Genomic DNA, 23,759 nt, shown 5'->3' on the forward strand with positions numbered 1-23,759 from the left:
TTATTATGATGCGAGTGAATCGAAGGGACTTTTCCATCCCAACAGACGTGAAATATCCTTCGCGCAGGCAATGGCTTTGCCGGCAAGATAATCACGATTCTCTTCGTTGATTTCTAAGCGAGTGCCGACCACCGAAATGGCGGCGGCGGGTTCGTTATTGGCATTAAAAATAGGGGCGGCGACACAGCGGACATCCGGATAATCTTCTCCGTTATCGAAGCTCCAGCCGCGCTGACGGATGCGCTCCAGTTCGTCTCTGAGTTGTTGCGGTTGGGTGATCGTGGTGGGAGTCGTCTGCTCCCACACCAGTTGTTCAATAATGGCGTTGCGCACGGCGGCAGGCTGCCACGCCAGCAGACATTTACCAATGCCAGAGCGATACAGCGAAAGGCTTTTCCCTTCATGAGAGCGCACGCTGATGGTCGAAGACGATTCCACCTTCAGGATGTAATACGCGCTTTCATGGTCGATGATCCCCAAATGGCAGAGCAGCCCGGTTTCATCCATCAGTTGCGTCAGGCGTGGGCGCGCCAGTTCACGCAGATCCATTTTGCTGAGCGCATGGCCGGAAAGTTCCACCAGCTTGGTCCACAGACAAAAGTTCTCCTGATGATCGACGCTGATAAACCGCTGACGCTTCAGTTCACTCAACAGCAGGTAAGCCGTGCTTTTGGGAATGCCCAGCGTTTCAATGATCGTGGCGGCGCTACAGGGGCCAATCCGCGCAATCAGATTGAGAATATCAATGGCGCGAGTGAGCGCCGGGACTTTGCTTGATTCCAACATACTGGACTCCAGTCTGAGATACTGGAATCAGTGTGATCGGTCATGGCGGGTAAATTTGTGAGGCGCGTCATGCCACGTCTTTCTTCCAGCAGGATGGAGAAGTTACGTGCAGAAATGCGAGATGAATCACGGATTTTTTCGCGGGGAGTACAACAGGTTGGACAAAAAAAGAGAATCAGCCCGAAAAGCACAGCGCCATCGGGCGATTGAAGACTACAGCGTCAGTGATTCAACCACGTCAATCCAGCCATGTTCGCTGGCAATATCCTGTTCGTTGAACCAGCGACGCAGCATGTTAAGCGCCATCATCGCGCAGACCTCCTGACGAACCTGCAGGTTGTGACGGGTGACGCTGAAATGTACGCGCAGCGCAAACGTCCCATCTGGAGTCGCCAGCGCAAAGTTCAGGTGATCGTTTTCCAGCCCGGAGATCGCCAGCGCCAGTCCGGCGTAATGTTTACCGCGTCGTTCCGACGTCCAGTGCGCGGTCTGCGCCAGCGTTTCTTCCTGCGAAGGCACCACTTCACTGGCCAGTAACGGCGCGCCCACGCGGGAAAGCTGCAATGCCACCAGTCCGCCGGTGAACTGCTCGCTCAACGTCAGGCTGAGCTGCCTTTTCTGCAACTCACGCGCAATCTGCAAAGGAAGTCCTTCGGTGCCTTCAAAAATCAGACTTTGCCCGGCAACGCGCTTAACGTCCTGCCACAGGCTGCGCATCGCCTCGCGCTGGGCGTACGGCCCGGTGAGCTTAAGCTCGATGATCGGCATCGATGAGCGATAACCCAAGGTCACTCCGTCCGGTAATGGAAGCGAGTCGAGGCTTTGCGCCAGATCGCTTTCCGAACGACCAAAGGTGGTCAGACGCAGACACAGCGGCGGCTCGGTGAGGGAGAAGCGCTCGCGCAAGCGCGGCAGAATCTCATGTTCCACCATCACTTTAAATTCTGACGGTACGCCCGGCGTAAAGAACATCAGGCAACGATTGAGCTGCACGGCAAAACCGCAGGCGGTGCCGACAGGGTTATTGATAAATTCGGCGCTGGCGGGCAGTTCCGCCTGTTTACGGTTGCTGGGCGCCATGACTCTGCCACGCTCCCGGAAGAATCGCTCCATCTCCGCAAGCCAGGCCTCGTGCAGAACCAGCCCTTCCCCTTTTGCCATCGCCGCCGCAAGCGCGCTGAGATCGTCACTGGTCGGCCCCAGGCCGCCGTTGACGATCAGAACGTCAGCATGTTGACTCCGCTCGCGCAAAATGGCGACCAGATCGTCGAGGTTATCGCCCACCGTATTACGGCGCGTTAAGGGCAATCCCTGATTAAAGAAAAAATCGGCCAGCCAGGCAGCATTCGTGTCGACGATTTGCCCGTGCAACACTTCATCCCCGGTGGATAACATCTCCACATTTAACATCGTGTTCTCCTGCTTTTATGATGAAAATACTATAACGCAAAGGGGGAAGTGGCGTGGCAGAGAAATATCCGGAAGGAAATAAAAGTGGCGCGACAGGAGATCGCGCCACCGGAATTAGAAGCTGGCGTTGACCCCAACGTAGGGGCCGTCTGCAATGGCATTATCGCGATTGCCATCTTTACCTGCCAGATTCAGGTAGCGATAACCTGCTTCAATGCTAAGCGGACGCATGATCTTCAAACGCGCGCCGGCATTCGCCTCTTCATAGCTCTGGATACCGCTTGATAGCGAATCCGGAGAGTAGTAGTACTCACCGAACAGGCGGATGTTTTCACCTATTGGCCACTGTAATCCACCGCCAACGGCTGCCGCATAACCTTCATCACTGTCGTTCGGACTGGTATAAACCCCTTTACCGCCCACGGTCGCCATCAGTGGACCGAGCGGAAGATTCAGCCCTAATCCCAGCCCCGCAGCATCGCCGTCGTCATCGTTATGCATCCAGTTACCGCTCACGGCCAGTCCGGTTGTCTCCGTACCAAATCCAACGCCAATGTTGGTATATTCTTTACCCGCCTGACCGCTGATGCTTATCGCACTCGCAGAAGCGGAAACGAACAGCATTCCAGCTATTCCAAATAATACGCTTTTTTTCATTTTTACCCTTTCCAGCAAGCAAATACGTAAAGTTCCCCAAAGCTGCGGAATTGTACTGCCAATACCAAAGGAATCAATGAGCTAAAAAAGCGATCGTTCGACGTTTTGTAACTAAATAATACCGTTAAAGAGAGAGAAGAGAATCGTTAACCCCCTTTATCCCCCAGTGAGCATCCGGGAACCATTTCTCATTCATTATTATCCTTTACAGTACATTTCTCATGTGAATGGAAAATAAACATGTTATCTGATGTTGCCAGACGATAAACTTTTCCCTGCTAACTCTACCTCTGCTTCAAGGAACATTACCGTGCGTCAAAGGACAATTGTTTGCCCCTTAATACAGAATGCGGGAAGTTATCTCCTGTGCCAGATGGCCGACGATCGGGGGGGTTTCCCGGGTCAATGGGCGCTGTCTGGCGGTGGCGTTGAGCCGGGAGAGCGGATTGAAGAGGCCCTGCGCCGTGAGATTCGCGAAGAACTGGGCACTGAGCTGGTTCTGACTGACATCAAACCCTGGACCTTCAGTGACGATATCCGTACCAAAACCTACCCCGATGGCCGTCAGGAGGAGATCTATATGATTTACCTGATTTTCGACTGTATCGCCGCCAATCGCGAAGTGCATATCAATGAAGAATTTCAGGCGTTTGCCTGGGTCAAGCCGGAAGATTTACCGCAATACGATCTGAACGTTGCGACAGTGAAAACCTTAACGCTGAAAGGGTTATTATAATCTCTGATGACAGCTATTGCGGCTGTCATCTTTTATTCATAATGTTGGTTAAGGTGAGACCAGTTTACCGTCAAGATACAGTTTTCCCTTATCAACATGCATCACCAGACCGTCCAGATAATCCGGCGTCAATTTTACGCCACGCATATTTTTTGCCAGATAGGTCAGGCAATGATTGTGAGTAAATATAACCACATCTTTATTTTCTGATTTATTTACCAGGCGCTCAATAGCCTGCCCGGTTCCCCGGCCACAGGCATGCATGCCTTTATCCACCGTCAGTTTTTTATCCGCAGAAAACCAGGTTGCTGACTGAACAGTGCGCACCGTATCGCTGGCATACAGATCGTAGTCTTTAATCTCTTTGCTAAACGAGGCACCCAGCGCGCGAGCCTGCTTCGCCCCCTGCTCGGTGATGCCGGTTTTATCCGACAGACAGGTATTGTCTGACCGGTCGCAGCGCTCAGCATGACGAAACAGCACCACTACCGGATGCTGTTTTGCCAGTACCGCCAGAGTACGGGAATCGATTCTCGGTAGACCGTTGCTGCTCCAGGCGAAATGGCTGCCCAGCCCCACCATGATCGCCAGTGCCGATAGCAGAACAGCCGTATATTTTTTGTATTTAACAAAATATTGGGATACTACAAACACATTAAACTCCACTTGATACCGGCAAACAGAAATATAACCTTACGGCGCGCCGCTTAATGAAAGGCATGATCATTCATGTGGGGAAAATGCCCGAAAGCCGCGGCCATTGCAAATGCAATACCGATAAAAAAGCATATATTTCCATAATGTTAAGTTCTTAAGGTTAATTTAATATTCATAGACTACTATTTAGTTCTGACTGGATAATTCTCATTTAGCCTCCTGTTTATGACGCAATAAATAAAAGGCTCGCAGTATCCAAATGGCTGAAGGAAATATAATGTCTGATTTTCTGCCTTTCTCTCGCCCGGCGGTAGGTACGGAAGAACTTGCCGCTATCAAAGCGGTTCTCGATTCTGGATGGATTACCACCGGCCCGAAAAATCAGCAACTGGAAGAGGCTTTTTGCCAGTTGACGGGAAACCAACACGCCATTGCCGTGAGTTCTGCCACGGCAGGCATGCATATCGCCCTCATGGCGCTGGGAATCGGTGCCGGTGATGAAGTCATCACTCCGTCAATGACCTGGGTTTCCACACTGAACATGATTGTGCTGCTGGGGGCAACCCCGGTCATGGTGGATGTTGACCGCGACACGCTGATGGTCACCGCTGAACACATTGAAGCCGCCATTACCCCGCGCACGAAAGCCATCATTCCCGTCCATTACGCCGGCGCACCGGCCGATCTGGATGCTATTTACGCCCTCGCGGAACGTCACGGTATTGCGGTTATCGAAGATGCCGCCCACGCGGTCGGCACTTATTATCAGGGTCGTCACGTCGGCGCTCGGGGCACCGCGATTTTCTCCTTTCACGCCATCAAGAATGTCACTTGTGCAGAAGGGGGACTCATCGTCACCGACGATGAGCCACTCGCCCGGCAGTTACGCAACCTGAAGTTTCACGGACTCGGCGTTGATGCCTTTGACCGCCAGACCTGGGGTCGTGCGCCCCAGGCGGAGGTCCTGACGCCGGGCTACAAATACAATCTGACCGACATTAACGCGGCGATGGCCCTGGTTCAGTTAGATAAGCTTGAGACACTCAACCGTCGTCGGGCTGCCATCGCTCAGGAGTACCAACACGCGCTGGCCGATCTCCCGTTTCAGCCGCTGAGTCTGCCGCCGTGGCCCCACGTTCATGCCTGGCATCTGTTTATTATTCGTACCGACGAAGACCGGTGCGGCATCAGCCGCGACGCGCTGATGGAAGCGCTCAAAGCCCAGGGGATCGGGACAGGTTTGCATTTCCGCGCGGCACACACGCAGAAATATTACCGCGAACGTTTTAACACCCTGTCGCTCCCCAATACCGAATGGAACAGCGCGCGTATCTGCTCGCTCCCGCTGTTCCCCGATATGACCCCGGCGGATACCGCTCGCGTCATTACCGCGCTTCGCCAGATTGCAGGAAAATAACCATGTTTGAAGCCCTTCCGATAACGAAAGTATCGGTGGTGATCCCTGTCTACAATGAACAGGAAAGCCTGCCGGAACTGCTCAGGCGAACCACCGCGGCCTGTGAGAGTCTGGGAAAAGATTATGAGATCCTGTTGATTGATGACGGCAGCAGCGACAATTCTGCACAGTTGTTGATTGACGCGTCAGAAGCCGAAGGCAGCCATGTGGTGTCGATTTTACTGAATCGCAACTACGGGCAGCATTCCGCCATCATGGCGGGATTCAGCCACGTCACCGGCGACCTGATCATTACGCTCGATGCCGATCTACAAAACCCACCGGAAGAGATCCCGCGTCTGGTGGCAAAAGCCGATGAAGGGTATGACGTCGTCGGCACCGTGCGCCAGAATCGTCAGGACAGTCTGTTTCGCAAGACCGCCTCGAAGATGATCAACCACCTGATTCAACGAACCACGGGCAAAGCGATGGGCGACTACGGCTGCATGCTTCGCGCTTACCGCCGTCACATTATCGATGCCATGCTGCATTGTCATGAGCGCAGTACGTTTATCCCGATTCTGGCGAATATCTTTGCCCGACGCGCCACGGAGATCCCCGTTCATCACGCTGAACGTGAATTTGGCGACTCCAAATACAGCTTTATGCGGCTGATTAACCTGATGTACGACCTGGTGACCTGCCTGACGACGACGCCTCTGCGCATGCTGAGCCTGCTCGGTAGCGTCATTGCCGTCACCGGATTTACCCTGTCGATACTCCTCGTCATCCTCCGCCTGACGCTGGGACCCCAATGGGCGGCAGAAGGGGTGTTCATGCTGTTTGCCGTTCTGTTTACCTTTATTGGCGCGCAGTTCATCGGCATGGGATTACTCGGCGAATATATTGGCCGAATTTACAACGATGTCCGCGCCCGTCCCCGCTATTTCGTCCAGCAAGTTATTCGTCCGGAAAGCTCGCACTCTACTAAGGAAAACCAACAATGAAAGCCGTTGTCTTCGCGTATCACGATATGGGGTGTTTGGGCGTTCAGGCTGTGCTCGACGCCGGTTATGACATTGCCGCCATTTTTACGCATGCGGATAATCCGGGAGAAAACGCGTTTTTTGGCTCCGTTTCTCGCCTGGCGGCTGACGCGGGGATCCCGGTCTACGCTCCCGATGACGTCAATCACCCGATCTGGGCTGAACGTATCAGCCAACTCGCTCCCGACGTTATTTTCTCTTTCTACTATCGCCATCTGCTCAGCGATGCGATTCTGGCGCTGGCTCCGGCAGGCGCATTCAACCTGCACGGTTCGCTATTGCCGAAATATCGCGGTCGCGCCCCGCTGAACTGGGTACTGGTGAACGGCGAAAGCGAAACCGGCGTGACGCTGCACCGCATGGTGAAACGCGCCGATGCGGGTGCCATTGTCGAGCAACAGCGCGTCGCCATCTCGCCTGACGATACGGCCCTTACGCTACATCATAAGCTTTGTCAGACCGCACGCCTGGTGCTGGAACAGGCATTACCGTCCATCAAACGGCAAGAGACACACGACGTTCAGCAAAACGAAAGCGAAGCGACGTACTTTGGTCGCCGCACGCCCGAAGACAGCTTCCTGACCTGGAACAGACCGGCAACGACGCTGCACAACATGGTGCGGGCGGTCGCGGCCCCCTGGCCGGGCGCGTTCAGCTATTCCGGTACGCAAAAATTCACCATCTGGTCATCCCGCGTCCACGCTCAGAACCAGAACGTGCAACCGGGCACCGTGATTTCCGTCTCCCCTTTGCTGATCGCCTGTTCCGAAGGCGCGCTGGAAGTGGTGACGGGACAGGCAGGCAACGGCATCACGGTGCAAGGCGCACAGTTAGCACAGATCCTCGGCCTGGTTGCGGGTTCTCGTTTAAATAACCCATCGCTGGCGGCCAGCAAGCGCCGTACCCGCGTGCTGATCCTCGGCGTGAATGGCTTTATCGGCAACCACCTTACCGAACGCCTGTTACGCGAAGACCACTACGAAATCTATGGTCTGGACATCGGCAGCGACGCAATCGGTCGTTTCCTCAACCATCCGCGTTTTCATTTCGTGGAAGGCGATATCAGCATTCATTCTGAATGGATCGAATATCACGTTAAGAAATGTGATGTCGTGCTGCCGCTGGTGGCCATTGCCACCCCCATTGAATATACCCGCAACCCGCTGCGCGTCTTTGAACTGGATTTTGAAGAGAACCTGAAAATCATTCGCTACTGCGTGAAATACCGTAAGCGCATCATTTTCCCATCGACCTCCGAAGTTTACGGGATGTGTACCGATAAAGTGTTTGATGAGGACAGTTCAAATCTGATTGTCGGGCCGGTCAATAAGCCCCGCTGGATTTACTCGGTGTCCAAACAGCTTCTCGATCGCGTCATTTGGGCTTACGGCGAAAAAGAAGGGCTGCGCTTTACCCTCTTCCGCCCGTTCAACTGGATGGGACCGCGTCTGGACAGCCTGAATTCCGCGCGAATTGGCAGCTCACGCGCCATTACTCAGTTGATCCTCAATCTGGTAGAAGGCTCGCCGATCAAGCTGATCGAAGGCGGAAAACAGAAGCGCTGCTTTACGGATATCCGCGATGGTATCGAAGCGCTATACCGGATCATTGAAAACGCCGGGGGCCGCTGTGACGGTGAAATCATCAACATCGGTAACCCGGAAAACGAAGCCAGCATCAAGGAACTGGCGGAAATGCTGCTGGAGAGTTTCGACAAACATCCCCTGCGCAATCACTTCCCGCCGTTTGCCGGGTTACGCGTCGTCGAGAGCAGCAGCTATTATGGCAAAGGCTATCAGGATGTGGAGCACCGTAAGCCCAACATCCGTAATGCAAAACGTTGCCTGGACTGGGAACCGACCATCGATATGCGCGAAACGGTCGACGAGACGCTGGATTTCTTCCTGCGCAGTGTGGATCTCACGGAACATTCATCATGACAAAAGTAGGCTTGCGAATTGATGTCGATACCTTCCGTGGCACCCGCGAAGGCGTGCCACGCCTGTTAGCGTCATTGAACCGATATCACATTCGGGCAAGTTTTTTCTTTAGCGTCGGACCAGACAACATGGGGCGCCATCTCTGGCGCCTGATCAAACCGCAGTTTCTGTGGAAGATGCTGCGCTCAAACGCTGCGTCTCTTTACGGCTGGGATATTTTGCTGGCGGGTACCGCCTGGCCGGGAAAAGAAATCGGCCGCGCAAACGCAGAGATTATCCGGGAAGCCGCGCGCCTGCATGAAACGGGGCTGCACGCCTGGGATCACCATGCCTGGCAGTCCCGCAGCCCGCAGTGGAGCGAACAGCAGCTTATCGCCGATATTGCACACGGGATAACCGCCCTGGAGGCGATCACCGGTCAGCCGGTGACCTGTTCCGCCGTCGCAGGCTGGCGCGCTGACCAGCGAGTGGTTCTCGCCAAAGAGGCATTCCCTCTGCGTTACAACAGCGATTGCCGCGGCAGAACACCGTTCCGTCCGCTTCTCGGGGACGGTTCATTCGCCACACCGCAAATTCCGGTCACGCTGCCCACATGGGACGAAGCGGTGGGTCGCGAGGTTCAGGCGGAGGATTTCAACGACTGGATCCTCTCCCGGATGCAGCAGGATACCGGTACCCCTGTGTATACCATCCATGCCGAAGTCGAAGGCGGAGCCTGGAATCACCAGTTTGAGGATCTGCTTGCGCGTGCGACTGAGAGGGGCATCACCTTCTGCCCGCTTGGCGATTTGCTACCTGACGATCGCAATATCTTGCCGTCGGGAGAGATTGTTCGCGGTAAAATCGCGGGAAGAGAAGGATGGTTAGGCTGCCAGCAAGCGATGAGCGTCACACGATGAAGAACACCCGTTATTATCAGATACTGATCGCGCTTATCGCGTTCTGGTACATCATCCCCATCAACCTGCGCCTGCTGTGGCAGCCTGATGAAACGCGCTATGCCGAGATCAGTCGCGAGATGCTGGCCTCCGGCGACTGGCTCGTCCCCCATTTTTTGGGCGTGCGTTACTTTGAAAAACCGATTGCCGGATACTGGATCAACAGTATCGGGCAATGGCTGTTTGGGGCGAACAACTTCGGCGTTCGCGCTGGCGCGATTTTTGCGACGCTGGTAACCGCCGCGCTGGTAGCATGGCTCGCCATGCGCTTATGGCGGGATACGCGTACCGCGCTGTTGTCGGCCATTATCTTCTTGTCGTTGTTCATTGTTTACGGGATCGGCACCTACGCGGTACTCGATCCACTGATCGCGCTCTGGCTAATGGCGGGACTGTGCAGCTTCTGGCTGGCGATGCAGGCCACAACCTGGCAAGGGAAAAGCGTGGGATTCCTGCTGCTCGGCGTGACCTGCGGGATGGGCGTCATGACCAAGGGCTTTCTGGCGCTTGCCGTACCGGTGCTCAGCGTTCTGCCGTGGGTTGCCGCGCAGAAACGCTGGAAAGATCTGTTTCTCTACGGCGGGTTAGCGGTCATCAGTTGTGTCGCGGTTATTCTGCCGTGGGGACTGGCGATCGCCCAGCGTGAACCCGACTTCTGGCACTACTTTTTCTGGGTCGAACATATCCAGCGTTTCGCGATGGATGACGCCCAGCACAAAGCGCCGTTCTGGTACTATCTGCCGGTGCTGATCGCCGGAAGCCTGCCGTGGCTCGCCCTGCTTCCGGGAGCATTAAAAACCGGCTGGCAGGAGCGCGATAACTCACGCGGTGCTCTCTATCTGCTCGGTTGGATAGTGATGCCACTGCTGTTCTTCAGCATCGCCAAAGGCAAATTACCGACCTATATCCTGTCGTGTTTCGCCCCACTCGCGATACTGATGGCGAGATATGGGTTGAATGCCGCGGAAAAAGGCTATGCCGCGCTGCGCATCAACGGCTGGATCAACATCCTGTTCGGCGTGATCGGGATTATTGCCACGCTGGTCGTCTCGCCGTGGGGGCCGCTGAAATCGCCGGTCTGGGTGCACATTGAGGTGTACAAGGTCTTCTGCTCTCTGGGTATTTTTTTCCTGTGGATCTTTTTCGGCTGGTATACGCTGAGTAACACGGAGAAAAGCTGGGTTTACGCCGCGTTGTGTCCGCTGGCGCTGGCGCTATTGTTTGGTTTTTCCGTTCCCGATCGGGTGATGGAATCCAAACAGCCGCAGTTTTTTGTCGAGATGACCCGAGAAACTCTGGAGCCGAGCCGCTACATTCTTACCGATAGTGTAGGGGTCGCCGCCGGTCTGGCCTGGAGTCTGAAGCGGGACGATATCTTAATGTATGGGCAAACCGGCGAGCTAAAATATGGCCTTAACTATCCCGATGCCCGAGGCCGGTTCATTCGCTATGCCGATTTTGCGGACTGGCTCAGCCAACACCGTCAGGAGGGGATTATTACGCTCGTGCTCACCATCGCGAAGGATGAAGACATCAACCGCCTTGCCATTCCGCCTGCCGATAAAATCGATAATCAGGGGCGTCTGGTGCTGATTCAGTATCGTCCCAAATGATCTGGCTGGTTTTAGTGATGGCCAGCCTGCTCAGCGTGGCGGGACAGTTATGCCAGAAGCAGGCGACGCTTCGCGTGCCAACACGCGCGCGAAGACGCCATGTTACCCTGTGGCTGGGGCTGGCGCTCGCCTGCCTCGGCCTGGCGATGGTCCTGTGGTTGCTGGTATTGCAGCGCATTCCTGTGGGCATTGCTTATCCCATGCTCAGTCTCAATTTTGTCTGGATCACACTGCTGGCATGGAAAATCTGGCGCGAACCGGTGACACTTCACCACTGGCTGGGCATCGCCTTAATCATCAGCGGTATTTTTATTCTGGGGAGCGCGGCGTAATGGGATTACTGTGGGGACTGTGCAGCGTTGTCATCACGTCCATCGCGCAACTGGGTTTGGGCTTTGCGATGGAAAACCTGCCGCCGATGGCGCAGTGGCAGGCCTTTATCCCGGCGCTGTTCTCCATCCATACCGGTACTCTCGCGCTATTCGCTGGCTTAGCGGGTTATTTGCTGTCGGTTTTCTGCTGGCATAACGCGCTGCATCACCTCGCGCTGAGCAAGGCGTACGCGCTGCTCAGCCTGAGTTATGTGCTGGTGTGGGTGGCGTCGATTATCTTACCCGGCTGGCAGGGCGTGTTTTCCCTGAAAGCGTTACTGGGCGTGCTGTGTATCATGGCCGGACTGATGTTCATTTTTCTGCCCGCGCAGCGAAAAACGCGCTGATGTTCATTTTTTTACCAACAGCGTCTTCAAGCGCTCCCACTCGTCGCAGGTATAGCTTCGGGCGTCCAGAATCTTCACCATCCGCCCGTTATCATGGTTGACGGAATACAGGGCATCTTTCAGCGGCGACAGGATGTCACCAGCATTCACCATAATGTCGGACTGGACTTCAGCGATCATTTTCAATGAACCGCCAGCATCACTCAACACTAATGCATGCTTCCCTGACGTTTTGTCATAGCACGACTTCTTCACCAGCCATTCCATTGCTTACCTTTACTTATCGGGAACGTTTACATTACGTTACACAGTAGCAGATAAACAAAATGGCAATGGGCATCAATTGGTAAAACTGCGAAGTGAAATTAATGTTTTCTTAATAATTCATTCACCCAGTCAACAATTTCCCGTCGGGAAATCTTGATCCCCCCATTTTTCAGTTCTGCAGGCAGAGAAAACCAGTGGACCGGTTGCTGGAAGCGCGCCAGTTTGTCTTTCACCCATTCACAGAGATCGTCCTCTGTGACATCTGCGTCATACTCAACCACCGCCACCGGACGATGACCAAATTCGGCGTCCTCGATCGGGACGATAAACGCCTGCAGCACATGGGGATGAGTCACAATGACCCGCTCCACCTCTTCGGGCTGAATCCCCTCTCCGCCGCTAAAAAAGAGATTATCCAGACGCCCGGCGATGGTCAGTTTGCCTCCATTCAGCACGCCGCGATCGCGTGTGGCAAACCAGCCTTCATCGTTGACCAGCGGAACCAGTTTACCGTTTCGCCAGTAGCCTTCCGCCATACTGGCCGCCCGCAACCAGACTTCGTCATTCACGATTCTGACGTCTCGTCCCGGTAAGGGCATACCCACGTCAGCCAGACCGTCCGCCTCTTTCGCACACACCGTCGAGGCAAATTCCGTCAGGCCGTAACCACACCAGCAGCGAATGCCCTGCGCGCGCGCCTGTTCGGTTAACGCGACCGGAATCGCCGCACCGCCCAGCAAAACCGCTTTCAGCGCTACTGGCGTCTGGTTCACCAGCAGTCGCCAGAGCTGCGTCGGCACCAGCGAAGCATGCGTGCACCCGGCCAGCATCTGTTCCAGCGGCTGTTTTTCCCTCACGGTCATCCGCGCACCGGCGGATAACCAGCGCCACATAATTCCCTGTCCGGAGACATGAAACAGCGGCAGAGAAAGCAGCCAGTCATCCTCTTTTGCCAGCGGCATCAGCGACAGCACGCCTTCGGCACTGGCAAGATGCGCCTGGCAGGTATGGACCGCTGCTTTCGGTAGACCCGTCGAGCCGGAGGTCAGCGTCATGGAACACAGACGCTGCGGTTGCCAGTCGACGGCATGCTGACCATCAGCGTCCTGACAGTCCAGCGAGATCAGAAAGGGAAATGAATTTTCTCCCTCCAGATCCAGCGCAAACTGCAACGTGAGATCGGGTAACAGGGTCGCCAGCAGCGGGTGGGGAAGCTGTGGGTTGACCGGCAAAATTCTTGCTCCGCACTGTAACAGCGCCAGCCACGCCAGCAGGGTCTGCGGATGATTCCAGGCGCGCAACATAACGCCGCTGCCTTCGGTGACGCCCTGTGCGGCAAAACCGCTCGCCAGGGCATCAGTCCGGTTACAGAGCATGCGCCAGCTTAATACCTCATCATTCAGGCGTAAGGCTGGCGCGTCTCCCTGAACCTGCCGCCAGTACCGCCACGGCCAGTCAGGAAAGGTCATCGCAGGCGTTCCAGCGCGTCAACGTCTACGCACGGTAGAGCACTCCCCGGCCAGGTACGCACCTGTTGTATTTGCATCAGGCTCAGCGTATCCAGACCAGGAATAGTTTGTGGCGTCAACCAGGCAGCAATGCGCGCCAGTTGCGTCAGGCCCAGGCTCGACTCAATGGACGAACTGATCACCGCCGTCAGCCCCAGCGCCTGCGCCGTCTGCACCTGCTCGCGCACTTTCTCCAGCGAACCGGTCAGCGTCGGTTTGATAACGACCGCACGTACGCCTTCTTCTGCCTCAAAGGCAAAATCCGCTTCACGCAGGCTCTCGTCCCAGGCGATGGCAATGCCGGTTTCCCGGGCAAAGGCTCGCGAGTCATCTCGTGTTTTACACGGCTCTTCGAGGAACGCGATGCGGTTGCGGTAGTCCGGGTTCACGTACTTCGCGAACTGCTGGGCCTTCAGCGGCGTCCAGGCGCGGTTAGCATCCAGCCGCAACTGTAGATCCGGTATCGCCTCCAGCAGCAGATTGACCACCATGCCGTCGCGAACCGCTTCGTACAGCCCAACCTTCACCTTCGCCACTTTTTCGCCGGGCATATCTGCCAGTTGCAGCACCAGATCGTCAGGATCCCCGGTACACAGCGGCGCGGCCCGATAGTCCGCGGTTTCAGGCAAGGTTCCGGCAATCTCCGCCAGCGCACAGCTGACGCCAAAGGCCACAGAAGGCATCGTCGGCAAGGCGTCTTCTCCCTGCTGCCAGCCGTCAACCCAGGCCAACAGCGCAACCTGCGCTTCTTCCCAGGTTTCCTGACTGAAGCCCGGCAGTGGGGAGATCTCTCCCCATCCCTGACGCTCGCCCTCGTGCAGACGGACATACAGCCCATCACGCGTTTTTAACCGCCTGTCGCGCAGAACCACCCCCGCGTCCATGGGGATCTGCCAGCGGTATACCTGCGCGCTACGCATTACGGATTCCGTTTGAATTTGCTGAAATCAGGCTGACGTTTCTGGTTGAAGGCGTTACGGCCTTCCTGACCTTCTTCCGTCATGTAGAACAGCATGGTCGCGTTACCCGCCAGTTCCTGCAGGCCAGCCTGACCATCGCAGTCGGCATTCAGCGCGGCTTTCAGGCAACGCAGCGCCATCGGGCTGTTTTGCAGCATTTCACGACACCAGCGCACGGTCTCTTTTTCCAGATCCGCCAGCGGAACCACGGTGTTAACCAGGCCCATATCCAGCGCCTGTTTAGCGTCGTACTGACGGCACAGGAACCAGATTTCACGCGCTTTCTTCTGCCCAACGATCCGCGCCATGTAAGATGCGCCCCAGCCGCCGTCGAAGGAACCGACTTTCGGGCCGGTCTGGCCGAAGATGGCATTTTCCGCCGCGATCGTCAGGTCGCACATCATGTGCAGCACATGGCCGCCGCCGATGGAATAACCCGCCACCATCGCCACAACCGGCTTCGGACAGGTACGGATCTGACGCTGGAAGTCCAGCACGTTCAGATGATGCACGCCGGAGTCATCCTGATAGCCGCCGTAGTCGCCGCGAACCTTCTGGTCGCCACCGGCACAGAAGGCTTTATCGCCTGCGCCAGTCAGAATAATCACGCCGACGTTATCGTCGTAACGGGCATCCGCCAGCGCCTGAATCATCTCTTTGACGGTCAGAGGACGGAATGCGTTGCGCACCTGTGGACGATTAATGGTGATTTTTGCGATACCGTCGGTTGATTTCTCATAGCGAATGTCGGTGTAGCCTTCGGAGCAATCTTGCCATTCTACCGGCGCATAAAGCATTGTTTCATCAGGATAGATCATAGTGTGTCCTTTAGTCAGAGACGCAGAATCTGAGCCAGACAGTCCACCACGCCCGCGGGATTTTCCCGATGCGCGTTGTGTCCGGCGTTACGAATCACATGGCGGGTCGCCGCTAACTCCGTCGCGAGGGCGCAGAATTTGCTGTCACGTTCACCACATAAATAATAAAACGGAAATGCGCGCGCGTTGAGCGCATCGCGTAAATCAGGCTGGACCGCCAGCGAAGTGGCCTCCAGCATTGCCGCCAGCGTTTCGCCGTTATTCTGGCTACGCAGTGCCACCAGCGCTTCTCGTTGCTGTGCGTTCAGCGAGGCAAACACCGGCTGCTGATACCAGTCAGTAAACACGTCAGCCAGCGCGTCATGGCGAAAACGTTCCGCCCAGTGATGGTCAGAACGTCGGCGCGCGTCGCGTTCAGCGTCGCTTTGCAGTCCCGGATGACCGCCTTCAACCACCAGGCCGCAAAGCCCCGGCATTCCCTGACAGGCCGCCATCATCGCCACTCTGCCGCCGAGCGAATATCCCACCAGCCAATAGTTTAGTATGTTGTAACTAAGAAGAGTATTACACAGCAAGGCAGTGACATCGGCAAATCCGCTGACGCGAATTTCCGCCGATCCGCCGTGACCGGGTAAGTCTACATACAGTCGGGAAAAGCCTGCAAGCTGCTCGCCAACCGTCTGCCACTCCTGGCCGTCACCCGAAAATCCGTGCAGAAAAACCAGCCAGGGCGAACCTGGTTGGGCGTCTTTTGCCTGCGCGTGCAGGATCATAGATGGCTTACCTGCGCCAGGAGCTGTTGCAACGTTTGTGTACCGTCAGTGTCGTTGACCACCAGTTCAATCACCGTGGTTGCAGGCGTACGCCATGCACCCGCCAGCGCCGCCTCCAGTTCATCCCAGCTTTCCGGGCGATGGTACTTGAGGTTGAACATCGCGGCAGCGTGTTCAAAATGGACATTCTGCGGCATCAGGTAGAAGCGTTCACGTTCGCTCTGCGGCGTGGGCAGCAGCGAGAAAATCTGCCCGCCGTTATTGTTCACCACAATCAGTACGAACGGCGCGGAAACCTGGCGTAGCAAGGCTAACGCATTGAGGTCGTACAACGCCGACAAATCACCCACGATCGCCAGCGTCGATTTCGCGCTGGCGCGCTGCACACCGGCGGCCGTCGATAACAGACCATCAATGCCGCTGGCCCCACGATTACTGTAAACCGGGTAACCGGCCGGGAGTTTTGACAGCGCATCAATCAGGCGCACCACCAGGCTGTTGCCGACAAAAAGCTGCCCTTGTTCAGGCAGATAGTCACGAATACGATGCGCCAGTTGCGCCTCGCCAAAGGTATCCCGACGCGCCACCACGGCCTGCCAGGCCTGCTCCGCCAGACGCGGGATGTCGACACACCACGGCTGACGTTTTTCCGCTGGATGCAGTTCCAGCCAGTCGCCGATTTTTGCGACCAGACGACGACCACGATGATGCGCCGGATCCAGCCGTCCTTCGATATTATCGACAATCCAGTACTCTTGCGGCTCACAGTTTGCCTGCCATTGCAGTAAGCGCTTTCCGGTCAGGCTGCTCCCCAGTTGCACCACAATCTGCGCCTGCTGGAGTTCCGTCACCGCCTTCGCATTACCGAGCCAGAGATCGGCGCAGGGAAGCGGCTGTCCGGTTTGCGACAGCACATCGCCAATCAGCGGCCAGCCTAACGTCTGTGCCCACTGCGCCACTTTTTTGCCCTCTTCCGCGCTCATTCGCCCGGCGATGACAACGCCGCGTTTTTGGCGCCAGAAGAACCAGTCGCGCTGCTTGTCGCTTTCCAGCCGACGCGCTTCGCGCAGCCAGGGCTTGTCATCCTGCCACCAGTCGCCGAGGCGCTGCTGCCAGGCCAGACCGGTCTCATCCATCTCGCCATACAGCGGTTCGGCAAACGGACAGTTGATGTGTATCGCGCCAGCATGCAGCGAGGCCAGCGCATTATCGATGGTCGACACCAGCCAGCGGGCCGGAATGTCCTGCGTCGGACGCGGGAGGGAAAGCGTTTGTGACGGATGCGACGCAAACATGCCCGCCTGGCGAATCGCCTGGTTCGCGCCACAGTCAATCAGTTCAGGGGGACGGTCAGCCGTCAGGAGAATCAGTTTTTCACCGGTCAGCCCCGCTTCAATCAGTGCCGGATAAAGGTTAGCAACCGCCGTACCAGAGGTCACGATCACGGCAACGGGCTGTTTGCTCACCTTTGCCAGTCCCAGCGCCAGATGGCCAAGACCACGCTCATCAAAATGGGTGTGGTGAATAAAGGCCGAATTTTCCGCCGCCGCCAGGGTGAGCGGCGTGGAACGAGAGCCAGGGGCAATACAAACATGCCTGACACCGTGGCGAGTTAATGCTTCCAGAATGACCGCCGCCCAGCGTCGGTTAAATGCGCTTACTGACATGAGATTGTCCGGTATCAATATTGCGACTCAGTATAAAGAACGGAAAAAAGGGATTATTGATATGAATCGGGAATATGTGACTCATTATCCATCCATCTGTAACAAAGATCGCAGGCCAGCGGCTTTATTGTCGATTTCCTGCCACTCCTGCTCAGGATCTGACCCGCGAACAATCCCCGCGCCAGCATACAGTCTAACCACGTTATTGCTAATTTTCGCCGATCGCAGCGAGACACAAAATTCGCTTTGCTGTAATGACAGATAGCCCGCCGACCCGGCGTACCATTCCCGCGCAAAAGGTTCATGCTGCTGAATAAACGCCCGCGCCCGTTCGCGGGGGATCCCGGCGACGGCCGCCGTCGGCTGCAACTGCAGTAAACACAGCGTGTCGTCCGCCTGATTCAGCGCCGTCCAGATGCAGCGTCGCAGATGCTGCACTTTTCGCAACCGCAGCACCTGCGGCGGCAAAACGTCCAGCGAATGGGTGTAGTCTTGCAGGCGCTGACAGATATCCTCGACCACCAGCATATTTTCGCGCTGGTTTTTGTCGTCTTTCATCAGCCATTCGCCCAGTTGCCAGGCCTTATAATCATCAGGATGATTCGCCACCGTCCCGGCGAGCGCCTCGGTGCGTAGCGCGGTATCACGCCGACGCCAGAGACGTTCCGGAGACGAGCCCAGGAACGCGCGCTCGGCGCAAAAGGCCATGTAAAAATGGTAGCAGTTCAGATTCAAACGGCGGCTTGAGGCCATGACGGCAGCGGCATTCACCGGGCGAGAAAATTGCAGATCGCTGGCTCGCGCCAGCACCACTTTATCCAGTTCGCCGTCGGCTATCGTCTGAGTGGCCTGCTCAATCAGGTTTATCCAGCCCGCTTTTTCAGGCCAGTGCTGTTCACCCGTTTTGCTCAGACGCAGCGTCGGCAACGCTTTTACGCTCGTCAGCGAGGCCAGGAAGGTCAGCGCCCGATCAGCATCCTCGCGCAGAGAAAAATCACTCCACAGATGCAGACGCAGTACCGCTACGCCCGCACAGCGGCGCCACTCAAGGCGCGGTAACACCAGGTTGCCCTGCTGAGGGTCGAACGCGTTCAGCCCCCAGATACGCAGGTCGGTTTGCTGCGGATGTTGACGAAGAAAGCGTTGCGCCTCATCGAGCGAGGAAAAAGGGGCAACGACGCCCAGCACGGCGGCCTCTTCATCGCCGTTGCGCTGCTGCCAGTAAAATTGCGGATAAATGGACTGACTTGCCAGCCAGCTTAACGCATCGAAGGCGTCATTAAGGGGAAAAGGGACATCGAGAACCCGAATGCCTGGTGCCGCCGGGATCGCCTGCGACAAAAGACGCGTCAGACCTTCCAGCGCAGTAGTGAGTGAATGCACGCGGACCTCTCCCTGTTAAAAACCTCACATTATACGGGGTACTGCGGAAAAAAAGCAGTACCCCAGTTTAGGGAGTCAATGCGATCACGGTTTCAGGTTAGCGTCGTGCCAGCAGTAAGCCGAGCACCAGTCCGACCGTTGCGCCAACGCCAATCCCCTGCCAGGGCTTTTCGTGCACATAGTCATCCGCGCGATAAACCGCCTGCCTGGCGCGATAATAGTAACTATCTGACGCCTGGCTTACGCGATTTTTGACCTCCTCCAGCGCCTGTTCCGCCCGCGCTTTCAGTTCAATGTATTTTTGATCGGCAGGATCCCCTGAGGAACGCAGCACCTCTTCCAGCGTTTCACTCAGCAACGTCAGGTCGTCATCAATACGCGAATCACCAAATTGATAAGACATTCTCGTTCTCCATGTTAGTAAAACCTGCCCCTAACTATAGACAACGACTGAGGATCACGCCCGAATCGCTTCGCGCGCCATCCCCACATGAAGGATGCCATCTTCATCGTACACGTCAGTGACCGGCGTAAAACCAAATCGCGCGTAGAACGCCTGCAAATGTGCCTGTGCGCCCAGATACAGCGCCTTCTCCGGCCAGTGTTGCTGGCAGGACGCCAGCGCCTGCGCCATCAGGTTTTGTCCCAGTTTTTCACCACGTAACGCTTCACTGACGATCACCCGTCCAATCACGACGGGTTCCAGATCTTCTCCACTTTTCAGAATCCTCGCATACGCCACCAGTTCACCGTCATGCCAGCCGAGGATATGGCGGTTTTCACCCACCAGGTCGTCGCCGTCCACATCAAGATAGGGGCAGTTCTGCTCGACAACAAACACGGCGCAGCGCAGTTTTAATAACGCATAGAGTTGAGGGACTGTTAATTCCGAATGATGCAGATCTTGCCAGGTAATCATCGTGCGCTCCTTTTTCCGTAAACGATTTATACTAGCCAGATTATTTTTCAAAAGTGTAATGAAATTATGGAATTTCTCTTTTTAGGTACTTCGGCAGGCGTTCCCACGCGTGCCCGTAACGTGACGGCCATGTTGCTGCATCATCAGCACCCAACGCAGCCCGCACTGTGGCTGTTTGACTGTGGTGAAGGCACACAGCATCAGATGTTGAGCACGGCACATCATCCCGGCAAGATTGAGCGGATTTTCATCAGCCATCTGCACGGCGATCATCTGTTCGGTTTACCGGGTCTATTGTGCAGTCGTTCGATGGCGGGCAATGCTCACCCGCTGACGCTTTACGGCCCGAAAGGGCTGCGCGAGTTTACGGAAACCGCGCTGCGCCTGAGCGGTTCCTGGACCGACTATCCGCTGGAAATCGTCGAAATCACCGCCGGGGAAATTCTCGATGACGGGCTGCGAAAAGTGACGGCTTACCCGCTTGAACATCCGCTGGAATGCTACGGCTACCGCGTTGAAGAGCATGACAAACCCGGCGCGCTGAATGCCAGAGCGCTAAAAGCCGCAGGGGTGAAAGTCGGCCCCTGGTTTCAGGATCTGAAAGCAGGCAAAACTGTCACCCTAGAAGACGGCAGTGTGATATGCGGGGTGGATTTTCTTGCTCCGGCGACGCCCGGCAAAGCGGTTGCGATTTTTGGCGACACCGCCCCCTGTGCATCCTCGCTTGCGCTGGCGAAAGGGGTTGATGTGATGATTCACGAAACCACGCTGGATACGTCTATGGAAGAAAAAGCCAACAGCCGTGGACACAGTTCCACCCGTCAGGCGGCGCTGCTGGCGCGCGAGGCCGCGGTCGGGAAGCTCATCATGACGCACGTCAGTTCACGCTATGACGCCGCGGGCTGCCAGCGACTGCTGGCAGAGTGTCAGGCAATCTTTCCAGCCACGGAACTTGCCGACGATTTCGCCGTTTTCACGGTTTAGTGCTCCATTTTTCACTCTCAGTGCCGATAACAGTAAAAACGCAGTATTCACACTGAGGACAGAATGGATAATTTCCAGAAAGATATCGATGACAGGGCGAATCTGACCCTGTCCAACCGCTTTGAATTGCTGCTGTTTCGTCTGGGAAACTCCCTGCACGAACAGAAGTCTGAGCTGTTTGGCATTAACGTGTTCAAATTGCGCGAAATTGTACCCATGCCAGCCTTTACCCGTCCGGCGGGGATGAAAGCCCCCCTGCTGGGAATGGTCAACATTCGCGACCAGGTCATTCCGGTCATTGATCTCCCCGCCGTTGCCGGTTGCAAGCCGGAGAATGGGCTCAACATTCTGTTGATCACCGAATACGCCCGCAGCGTGCAGGCCTTCGCCGTTGAGTCGGTAGAAAACATCATGCGGCTGGACTGGAAGCAGGTACACACTGCCGAGAAAGCGGTAAACGGCCGCTATATCACCAGTATCGCCTGTCTGGATGAAGACAAAGAGACCAACAACCTGGCGCTGGTGCTCGACGTGGAGCAAATTCTGTATGACATCGTGCCGTCGAATCATGACCTGCGCGCAACGGAACTGAAAACCAATAAGTTTAATATCACCCCCGGTGCCGTCGCCATTGTCGCGGAAGACTCCCGCGTGGCCCGCGCGATGCTGGAGAAAGGTCTGACGGCGATGGAGATTCCCCATCAGATGCACATCACCGGTAAAGATGCGTGGGACAAAATCCAGCAACTGGCGCAGGAAGCAGAAGCGGAAGGCAAAGCTGTCAGCGAGAAGATCGCGCTGGTGCTCACCGATCTTGAAATGCCTGAGATGGATGGCTTCACCCTGACCCGGAAAATCAAAACCGACGAGCGGCTGAAGAAGATCCCGGTGGTCATTCACTCCTCCCTCTCCGGCAGCGCCAACGAAGATCACATCCGCAAAGTCAAAGCCGATGGCTACGTGGCGAAGTTTGAGGTAAACGAACTGTCATCCGTTATTCAGGAAGTGATGGACCGTGCGGCGCAAAACGTCAGCGGCCCGCTGGTCAGCCGTCAGCGGATTGCCTGAAGATTACCGCCCATAAAAAAACCCGCCGAGGCGGGTTTTTTCGTTTCTGCTTTTCGCTTACATCAGCGGTGCGGCTAACTGCACAATGCTGATCAGCGGCTGCGGGTAGACCCCGAGGATCAGCACCAGCAGCGCGGAGATAAGCACCACAATACCACCCGCGCTGTATTGCCAGTTAGACGGCGCATCGCGGTTAAGCTGCTGCGGCGCGCTCAGGTACAGACTCACGGCAACGCGCAGGTAGTAGTACAAACCAATCGCGGAACCGACCACCACAGCGGCAACCAGCCACCACAGGTGCGCCTGCACACCGACTGCCAGCACGTAGAACTTACCGATAAAGCCCAGCGTCATCGGGATACCGGCCAGAGACAGCATCATCACCGTCATCACTGCCGCGAGGATCGGACGATGCCAGAACAGACCTCGGTAGGAGAACAGAGAATCGGCATCCGGGCCACGATACGGGCTGGACATCAGGCTGACTACGCCGAATGCGCCGAGGCTGCTGAACAGGTAACCGGCGAGGTAAACGCCGACCGCTTCCATTGACATCTCACCGCTCTGCAGAGCAATCAGTGCCACCAGCAGGTAGCCAAGGTGGGAGATAGACGAGTAACCGAGCAGACGCTTGATGTTGGTCTGACTCAGCGCCATCAGGTTACCGAAGATGATGGAGGCAAAGGCAATCACGCCCAGCACCACGCGAACCGCTTCACTGTTGCCAACCGGCGCGTACAGGAACAGGCGCATCACCACACCGAAGATAGCGATTTTGCTCGCCGTCGCCAGGAAGGTGGACACCGGAGCCGGTGCGCCCTGATAGACGTCTGGCGTCCAGAGGTGGAACGGAACCAGCGAGAGTTTAAAGCCCAGACCCACAATCATCATCCCAAAGCCCGCCAGCAGCAGCGGCTCGTTCAGCATACCGTCGCCGAGGCTCTTACCGAGCGCGACAAACGACAGGTTGCCAGACTGCGCGTACACCAGCGCCATACCGAACAGCAGGAATGAAGAGGCGGCAGCAGACAGGATGGTGTATTTGATACTGGCTTCAAGCGATCGTTTCTGGCGGAACGCATAACCCACCAGGCCAAACAGCGGCAGGGAGATAAGCTCGATACCGAGGAACAGCGCCGCCAGATGATTCGCGTTCGCCAGCAGAATACCGCCCAGTGCGGCAATCAGCACCAGCAGGTAGAACTCTTCCCGGTTGTCGTCATAACCTTCCAGCCATGGGTAGGCAAAGGTACAGGTCGCCAGACTTGCCAGCAGAACCAGTCCGGTGTAGAGCATCGCGAAACCGTCAACTCGCATCAGCGGGGTGACATCCATCGCGCCAGCCTGGCCAACAAACCAGAGCGAAACCAGCGCGGCGTTAAGCCCAATGACCGACAGCGTGGCATTGAGGAAGTGATTGCGTCGCCACGCAATGGAGAGCATCACAACCACCACCGTCAAGCCGACGATCAGCAGCGGTAGCAGCGCAATCAGGTGTTGTGGAGTTATTGTCATG

The 23,759-nt window shown here is 56.2% G+C and carries 24 protein-coding genes; 10 read left to right on the forward strand and 14 right to left on the reverse strand.

What is annotated here, in order from left to right; translation table 11 throughout:
- Positions 1-3 precede the first annotated feature (3 nt).
- The 3 genes from F384_RS12040 to F384_RS12050 all read right to left on the reverse strand — a co-directional run bounded on the left by F384_RS12040 (position 4) and on the right by F384_RS12050 (position 2,853).
- Positions 4-786, reverse strand: a complete 783-nt coding sequence (locus F384_RS12040) for an IclR family transcriptional regulator (protein WP_046482726.1) — start codon at positions 784-786, stop codon at positions 4-6.
- Between the two features lie 213 nt (positions 787-999).
- Positions 1,000-2,196 (reverse strand): nicotinamide mononucleotide deamidase-related protein YfaY, encoded by a 1,197-nt coding sequence (locus tag F384_RS12045; protein ID WP_046482728.1) that lies wholly within the window; start codon positions 2,194-2,196, stop codon positions 1,000-1,002.
- Between the two features lie 114 nt (positions 2,197-2,310).
- Positions 2,311-2,853, reverse strand: coding sequence for a YfaZ family outer membrane protein (locus F384_RS12050; protein ID WP_046482731.1), 543 nt, complete (start codon positions 2,851-2,853; stop codon positions 2,311-2,313).
- Between the two features lie 310 nt (positions 2,854-3,163).
- Between F384_RS12050 and nudI the strand changes: the two genes are divergently transcribed.
- Entirely contained in the window at positions 3,164-3,589 is a 426-nt protein-coding gene (nudI, locus tag F384_RS12055; RefSeq protein WP_046482734.1) for a nucleoside triphosphatase NudI, read from the forward strand.
- Between the two features lie 48 nt (positions 3,590-3,637).
- Here nudI and F384_RS12060 read toward each other — a convergent pair whose 3' ends face one another.
- Complete coding sequence (locus tag F384_RS12060) at positions 3,638-4,243, reverse strand: histidine phosphatase family protein (protein WP_046482737.1); 606 nt, start codon at positions 4,241-4,243, stop codon at positions 3,638-3,640.
- Between the two features lie 280 nt (positions 4,244-4,523).
- Here F384_RS12060 and arnB point away from each other — a divergent pair, with 280 nt between their 5' ends.
- From arnB to arnF, 7 genes are read left to right on the forward strand one after another with little or no spacing between them, the layout of a single operon-like run.
- Complete coding sequence (gene arnB, locus F384_RS12065; RefSeq protein ID WP_046482740.1) at positions 4,524-5,663, forward strand: UDP-4-amino-4-deoxy-L-arabinose aminotransferase; 1,140 nt, start codon at positions 4,524-4,526, stop codon at positions 5,661-5,663.
- Between the two features lie 2 nt (positions 5,664-5,665).
- Positions 5,666-6,649, forward strand: coding sequence for an undecaprenyl-phosphate 4-deoxy-4-formamido-L-arabinose transferase (arnC, locus tag F384_RS12070; RefSeq protein ID WP_046482743.1), 984 nt, complete (start codon positions 5,666-5,668; stop codon positions 6,647-6,649).
- Positions 6,646-8,628, forward strand: coding sequence for a bifunctional UDP-4-amino-4-deoxy-L-arabinose formyltransferase/UDP-glucuronic acid oxidase ArnA (gene arnA / locus F384_RS12075; RefSeq protein WP_046482746.1), 1,983 nt, complete (start codon positions 6,646-6,648; stop codon positions 8,626-8,628). The genes arnC and arnA overlap by 4 nt, the downstream gene beginning before the upstream one ends.
- Positions 8,625-9,527 carry a 4-deoxy-4-formamido-L-arabinose-phosphoundecaprenol deformylase gene (gene arnD, locus F384_RS12080; RefSeq protein ID WP_046482747.1) on the forward strand — a complete coding sequence of 301 codons (903 nt, stop codon included), beginning with the start codon at positions 8,625-8,627 and terminating at the stop codon, positions 9,525-9,527. The genes arnA and arnD overlap by 4 nt, the downstream gene beginning before the upstream one ends.
- Positions 9,524-11,179: a lipid IV(A) 4-amino-4-deoxy-L-arabinosyltransferase gene (gene arnT / locus F384_RS12085; RefSeq protein WP_046482750.1), complete on the forward strand. Its 1,656-nt coding sequence runs from the start codon at positions 9,524-9,526 to the stop codon at positions 11,177-11,179. Before arnD ends, arnT begins: the two co-directional genes overlap by 4 nt.
- Positions 11,176-11,511 (forward strand): 4-amino-4-deoxy-L-arabinose-phosphoundecaprenol flippase subunit ArnE, encoded by a 336-nt coding sequence (arnE, locus tag F384_RS12090; RefSeq protein WP_046482753.1) that lies wholly within the window; start codon positions 11,176-11,178, stop codon positions 11,509-11,511. The genes arnT and arnE overlap by 4 nt, the downstream gene beginning before the upstream one ends.
- Positions 11,511-11,897 (forward strand): 4-amino-4-deoxy-L-arabinose-phosphoundecaprenol flippase subunit ArnF, encoded by a 387-nt coding sequence (gene arnF, locus F384_RS12095; RefSeq protein WP_046482755.1) that lies wholly within the window; start codon positions 11,511-11,513, stop codon positions 11,895-11,897. The genes arnE and arnF overlap by 1 nt, the downstream gene beginning before the upstream one ends.
- A gap of 3 nt (positions 11,898-11,900) precedes the next feature.
- Here the strand turns inward: arnF and pmrD are convergent, their stop codons facing one another.
- From pmrD to F384_RS12140, 9 genes are all read right to left on the reverse strand, one after another.
- Positions 11,901-12,164 (reverse strand): signal transduction protein PmrD, encoded by a 264-nt coding sequence (gene pmrD / locus F384_RS12100; protein WP_046482758.1) that lies wholly within the window; start codon positions 12,162-12,164, stop codon positions 11,901-11,903.
- Between the two features lie 98 nt (positions 12,165-12,262).
- On the reverse strand, positions 12,263-13,633 hold the full coding sequence (menE, locus tag F384_RS12105) for an o-succinylbenzoate--CoA ligase (RefSeq protein WP_046482760.1): 1,371 nt from the start codon (positions 13,631-13,633) through the stop codon (positions 12,263-12,265).
- Positions 13,630-14,592: an o-succinylbenzoate synthase gene (gene menC, locus F384_RS12110; protein ID WP_046482764.1), complete on the reverse strand. Its 963-nt coding sequence runs from the start codon at positions 14,590-14,592 to the stop codon at positions 13,630-13,632. The genes menE and menC overlap by 4 nt, the downstream gene beginning before the upstream one ends.
- A complete protein-coding gene (gene menB, locus F384_RS12115) occupies positions 14,592-15,449 on the reverse strand; it encodes a 1,4-dihydroxy-2-naphthoyl-CoA synthase (RefSeq protein WP_046482766.1) in 858 nt (285 codons plus the stop codon). Before menB ends, menC begins: the two co-directional genes overlap by 1 nt.
- Positions 15,450-15,463: 14 nt before the next feature.
- On the reverse strand, positions 15,464-16,222 hold the full coding sequence (gene menH / locus F384_RS12120; RefSeq protein ID WP_046482769.1) for a 2-succinyl-6-hydroxy-2,4-cyclohexadiene-1-carboxylate synthase: 759 nt from the start codon (positions 16,220-16,222) through the stop codon (positions 15,464-15,466).
- Positions 16,219-17,889, reverse strand: coding sequence for a 2-succinyl-5-enolpyruvyl-6-hydroxy-3-cyclohexene-1-carboxylic-acid synthase (gene menD, locus F384_RS12125; protein ID WP_046482772.1), 1,671 nt, complete (start codon positions 17,887-17,889; stop codon positions 16,219-16,221). The genes menH and menD overlap by 4 nt, the downstream gene beginning before the upstream one ends.
- Positions 17,890-17,973: 84 nt before the next feature.
- Positions 17,974-19,272 carry an isochorismate synthase MenF gene (menF, locus tag F384_RS12130; protein WP_046482775.1) on the reverse strand — a complete coding sequence of 433 codons (1,299 nt, stop codon included), beginning with the start codon at positions 19,270-19,272 and terminating at the stop codon, positions 17,974-17,976.
- A 97-nt stretch (positions 19,273-19,369) separates the two neighbouring features.
- Positions 19,370-19,675 carry a stress response protein ElaB gene (elaB, locus tag F384_RS12135; RefSeq protein WP_046482778.1) on the reverse strand — a complete coding sequence of 102 codons (306 nt, stop codon included), beginning with the start codon at positions 19,673-19,675 and terminating at the stop codon, positions 19,370-19,372.
- Between the two features lie 54 nt (positions 19,676-19,729).
- The gene (locus F384_RS12140; RefSeq protein WP_046482781.1) at positions 19,730-20,191 is read right to left on the reverse strand and encodes a GNAT family N-acetyltransferase; all 462 of its coding nucleotides are present in this window, start codon (positions 20,189-20,191) and stop codon (positions 19,730-19,732) included.
- Positions 20,192-20,257: 66 nt separating this feature from the next.
- Here F384_RS12140 and rbn point away from each other — a divergent pair, with 66 nt between their 5' ends.
- Entirely contained in the window at positions 20,258-21,175 is a 918-nt protein-coding gene (gene rbn, locus F384_RS12145) for a ribonuclease BN (protein WP_046482782.1), read from the forward strand.
- 63 nt (positions 21,176-21,238) lie between these two features.
- Positions 21,239-22,243: a chemotaxis protein gene (locus F384_RS12150; protein ID WP_046482784.1), complete on the forward strand. Its 1,005-nt coding sequence runs from the start codon at positions 21,239-21,241 to the stop codon at positions 22,241-22,243.
- A gap of 57 nt (positions 22,244-22,300) precedes the next feature.
- On the opposite strand, the gene nuoN is transcribed toward F384_RS12150, so the two are convergent.
- Positions 22,301-23,758 (reverse strand): NADH-quinone oxidoreductase subunit NuoN, encoded by a 1,458-nt coding sequence (gene nuoN / locus F384_RS12155; protein ID WP_046482786.1) that lies wholly within the window; start codon positions 23,756-23,758, stop codon positions 22,301-22,303.
- Between the last annotated feature and the right edge of the window lies 1 nt (position 23,759).

Source organism: Citrobacter amalonaticus Y19, from assembly GCF_000981805.1.
Taxonomy (GTDB): domain Bacteria; phylum Pseudomonadota; class Gammaproteobacteria; order Enterobacterales; family Enterobacteriaceae; genus Citrobacter_A; species Citrobacter_A amalonaticus_C.

Coding starts and splice junctions, on each gene's coding strand:
- arnD (WP_046482747.1), top strand. CDS start 8,625: ATGACAAAAGTAGGCTTGCGAATTGATGTCGATACCTTCCGTGGCACC.
- F384_RS12140 (WP_046482781.1), bottom strand. CDS start 20,191: ATGATTACCTGGCAAGATCTGCATCATTCGGAATTAACAGTCCCTCAA.
- menD (WP_046482772.1), bottom strand. CDS start 17,889: ATGTCAGTAAGCGCATTTAACCGACGCTGGGCGGCGGTCATTCTGGAA.
- elaB (WP_046482778.1), bottom strand. CDS start 19,675: ATGTCTTATCAATTTGGTGATTCGCGTATTGATGACGACCTGACGTTG.
- arnA (WP_046482746.1), top strand. CDS start 6,646: ATGAAAGCCGTTGTCTTCGCGTATCACGATATGGGGTGTTTGGGCGTT.
- F384_RS12150 (WP_046482784.1), top strand. CDS start 21,239: ATGGATAATTTCCAGAAAGATATCGATGACAGGGCGAATCTGACCCTG.
- menB (WP_046482766.1), bottom strand. CDS start 15,449: ATGATCTATCCTGATGAAACAATGCTTTATGCGCCGGTAGAATGGCAA.
- F384_RS12045 (WP_046482728.1), bottom strand. CDS start 2,196: ATGTTAAATGTGGAGATGTTATCCACCGGGGATGAAGTGTTGCACGGG.
- nuoN (WP_046482786.1), bottom strand. CDS start 23,758: ATGACAATAACTCCACAACACCTGATTGCGCTGCTACCGCTGCTGATC.
- F384_RS12040 (WP_046482726.1), bottom strand. CDS start 786: ATGTTGGAATCAAGCAAAGTCCCGGCGCTCACTCGCGCCATTGATATT.
- menH (WP_046482769.1), bottom strand. CDS start 16,222: ATGATCCTGCACGCGCAGGCAAAAGACGCCCAACCAGGTTCGCCCTGG.
- arnB (WP_046482740.1), top strand. CDS start 4,524: ATGTCTGATTTTCTGCCTTTCTCTCGCCCGGCGGTAGGTACGGAAGAA.
- menE (WP_046482760.1), bottom strand. CDS start 13,633: ATGACCTTTCCTGACTGGCCGTGGCGGTACTGGCGGCAGGTTCAGGGA.
- arnC (WP_046482743.1), top strand. CDS start 5,666: ATGTTTGAAGCCCTTCCGATAACGAAAGTATCGGTGGTGATCCCTGTC.
- pmrD (WP_046482758.1), bottom strand. CDS start 12,164: ATGGAATGGCTGGTGAAGAAGTCGTGCTATGACAAAACGTCAGGGAAG.
- rbn (WP_046482782.1), top strand. CDS start 20,258: ATGGAATTTCTCTTTTTAGGTACTTCGGCAGGCGTTCCCACGCGTGCC.
- F384_RS12050 (WP_046482731.1), bottom strand. CDS start 2,853: ATGAAAAAAAGCGTATTATTTGGAATAGCTGGAATGCTGTTCGTTTCC.
- menC (WP_046482764.1), bottom strand. CDS start 14,592: ATGCGTAGCGCGCAGGTATACCGCTGGCAGATCCCCATGGACGCGGGG.
- arnT (WP_046482750.1), top strand. CDS start 9,524: ATGAAGAACACCCGTTATTATCAGATACTGATCGCGCTTATCGCGTTC.
- arnF (WP_046482755.1), top strand. CDS start 11,511: ATGGGATTACTGTGGGGACTGTGCAGCGTTGTCATCACGTCCATCGCG.
- arnE (WP_046482753.1), top strand. CDS start 11,176: ATGATCTGGCTGGTTTTAGTGATGGCCAGCCTGCTCAGCGTGGCGGGA.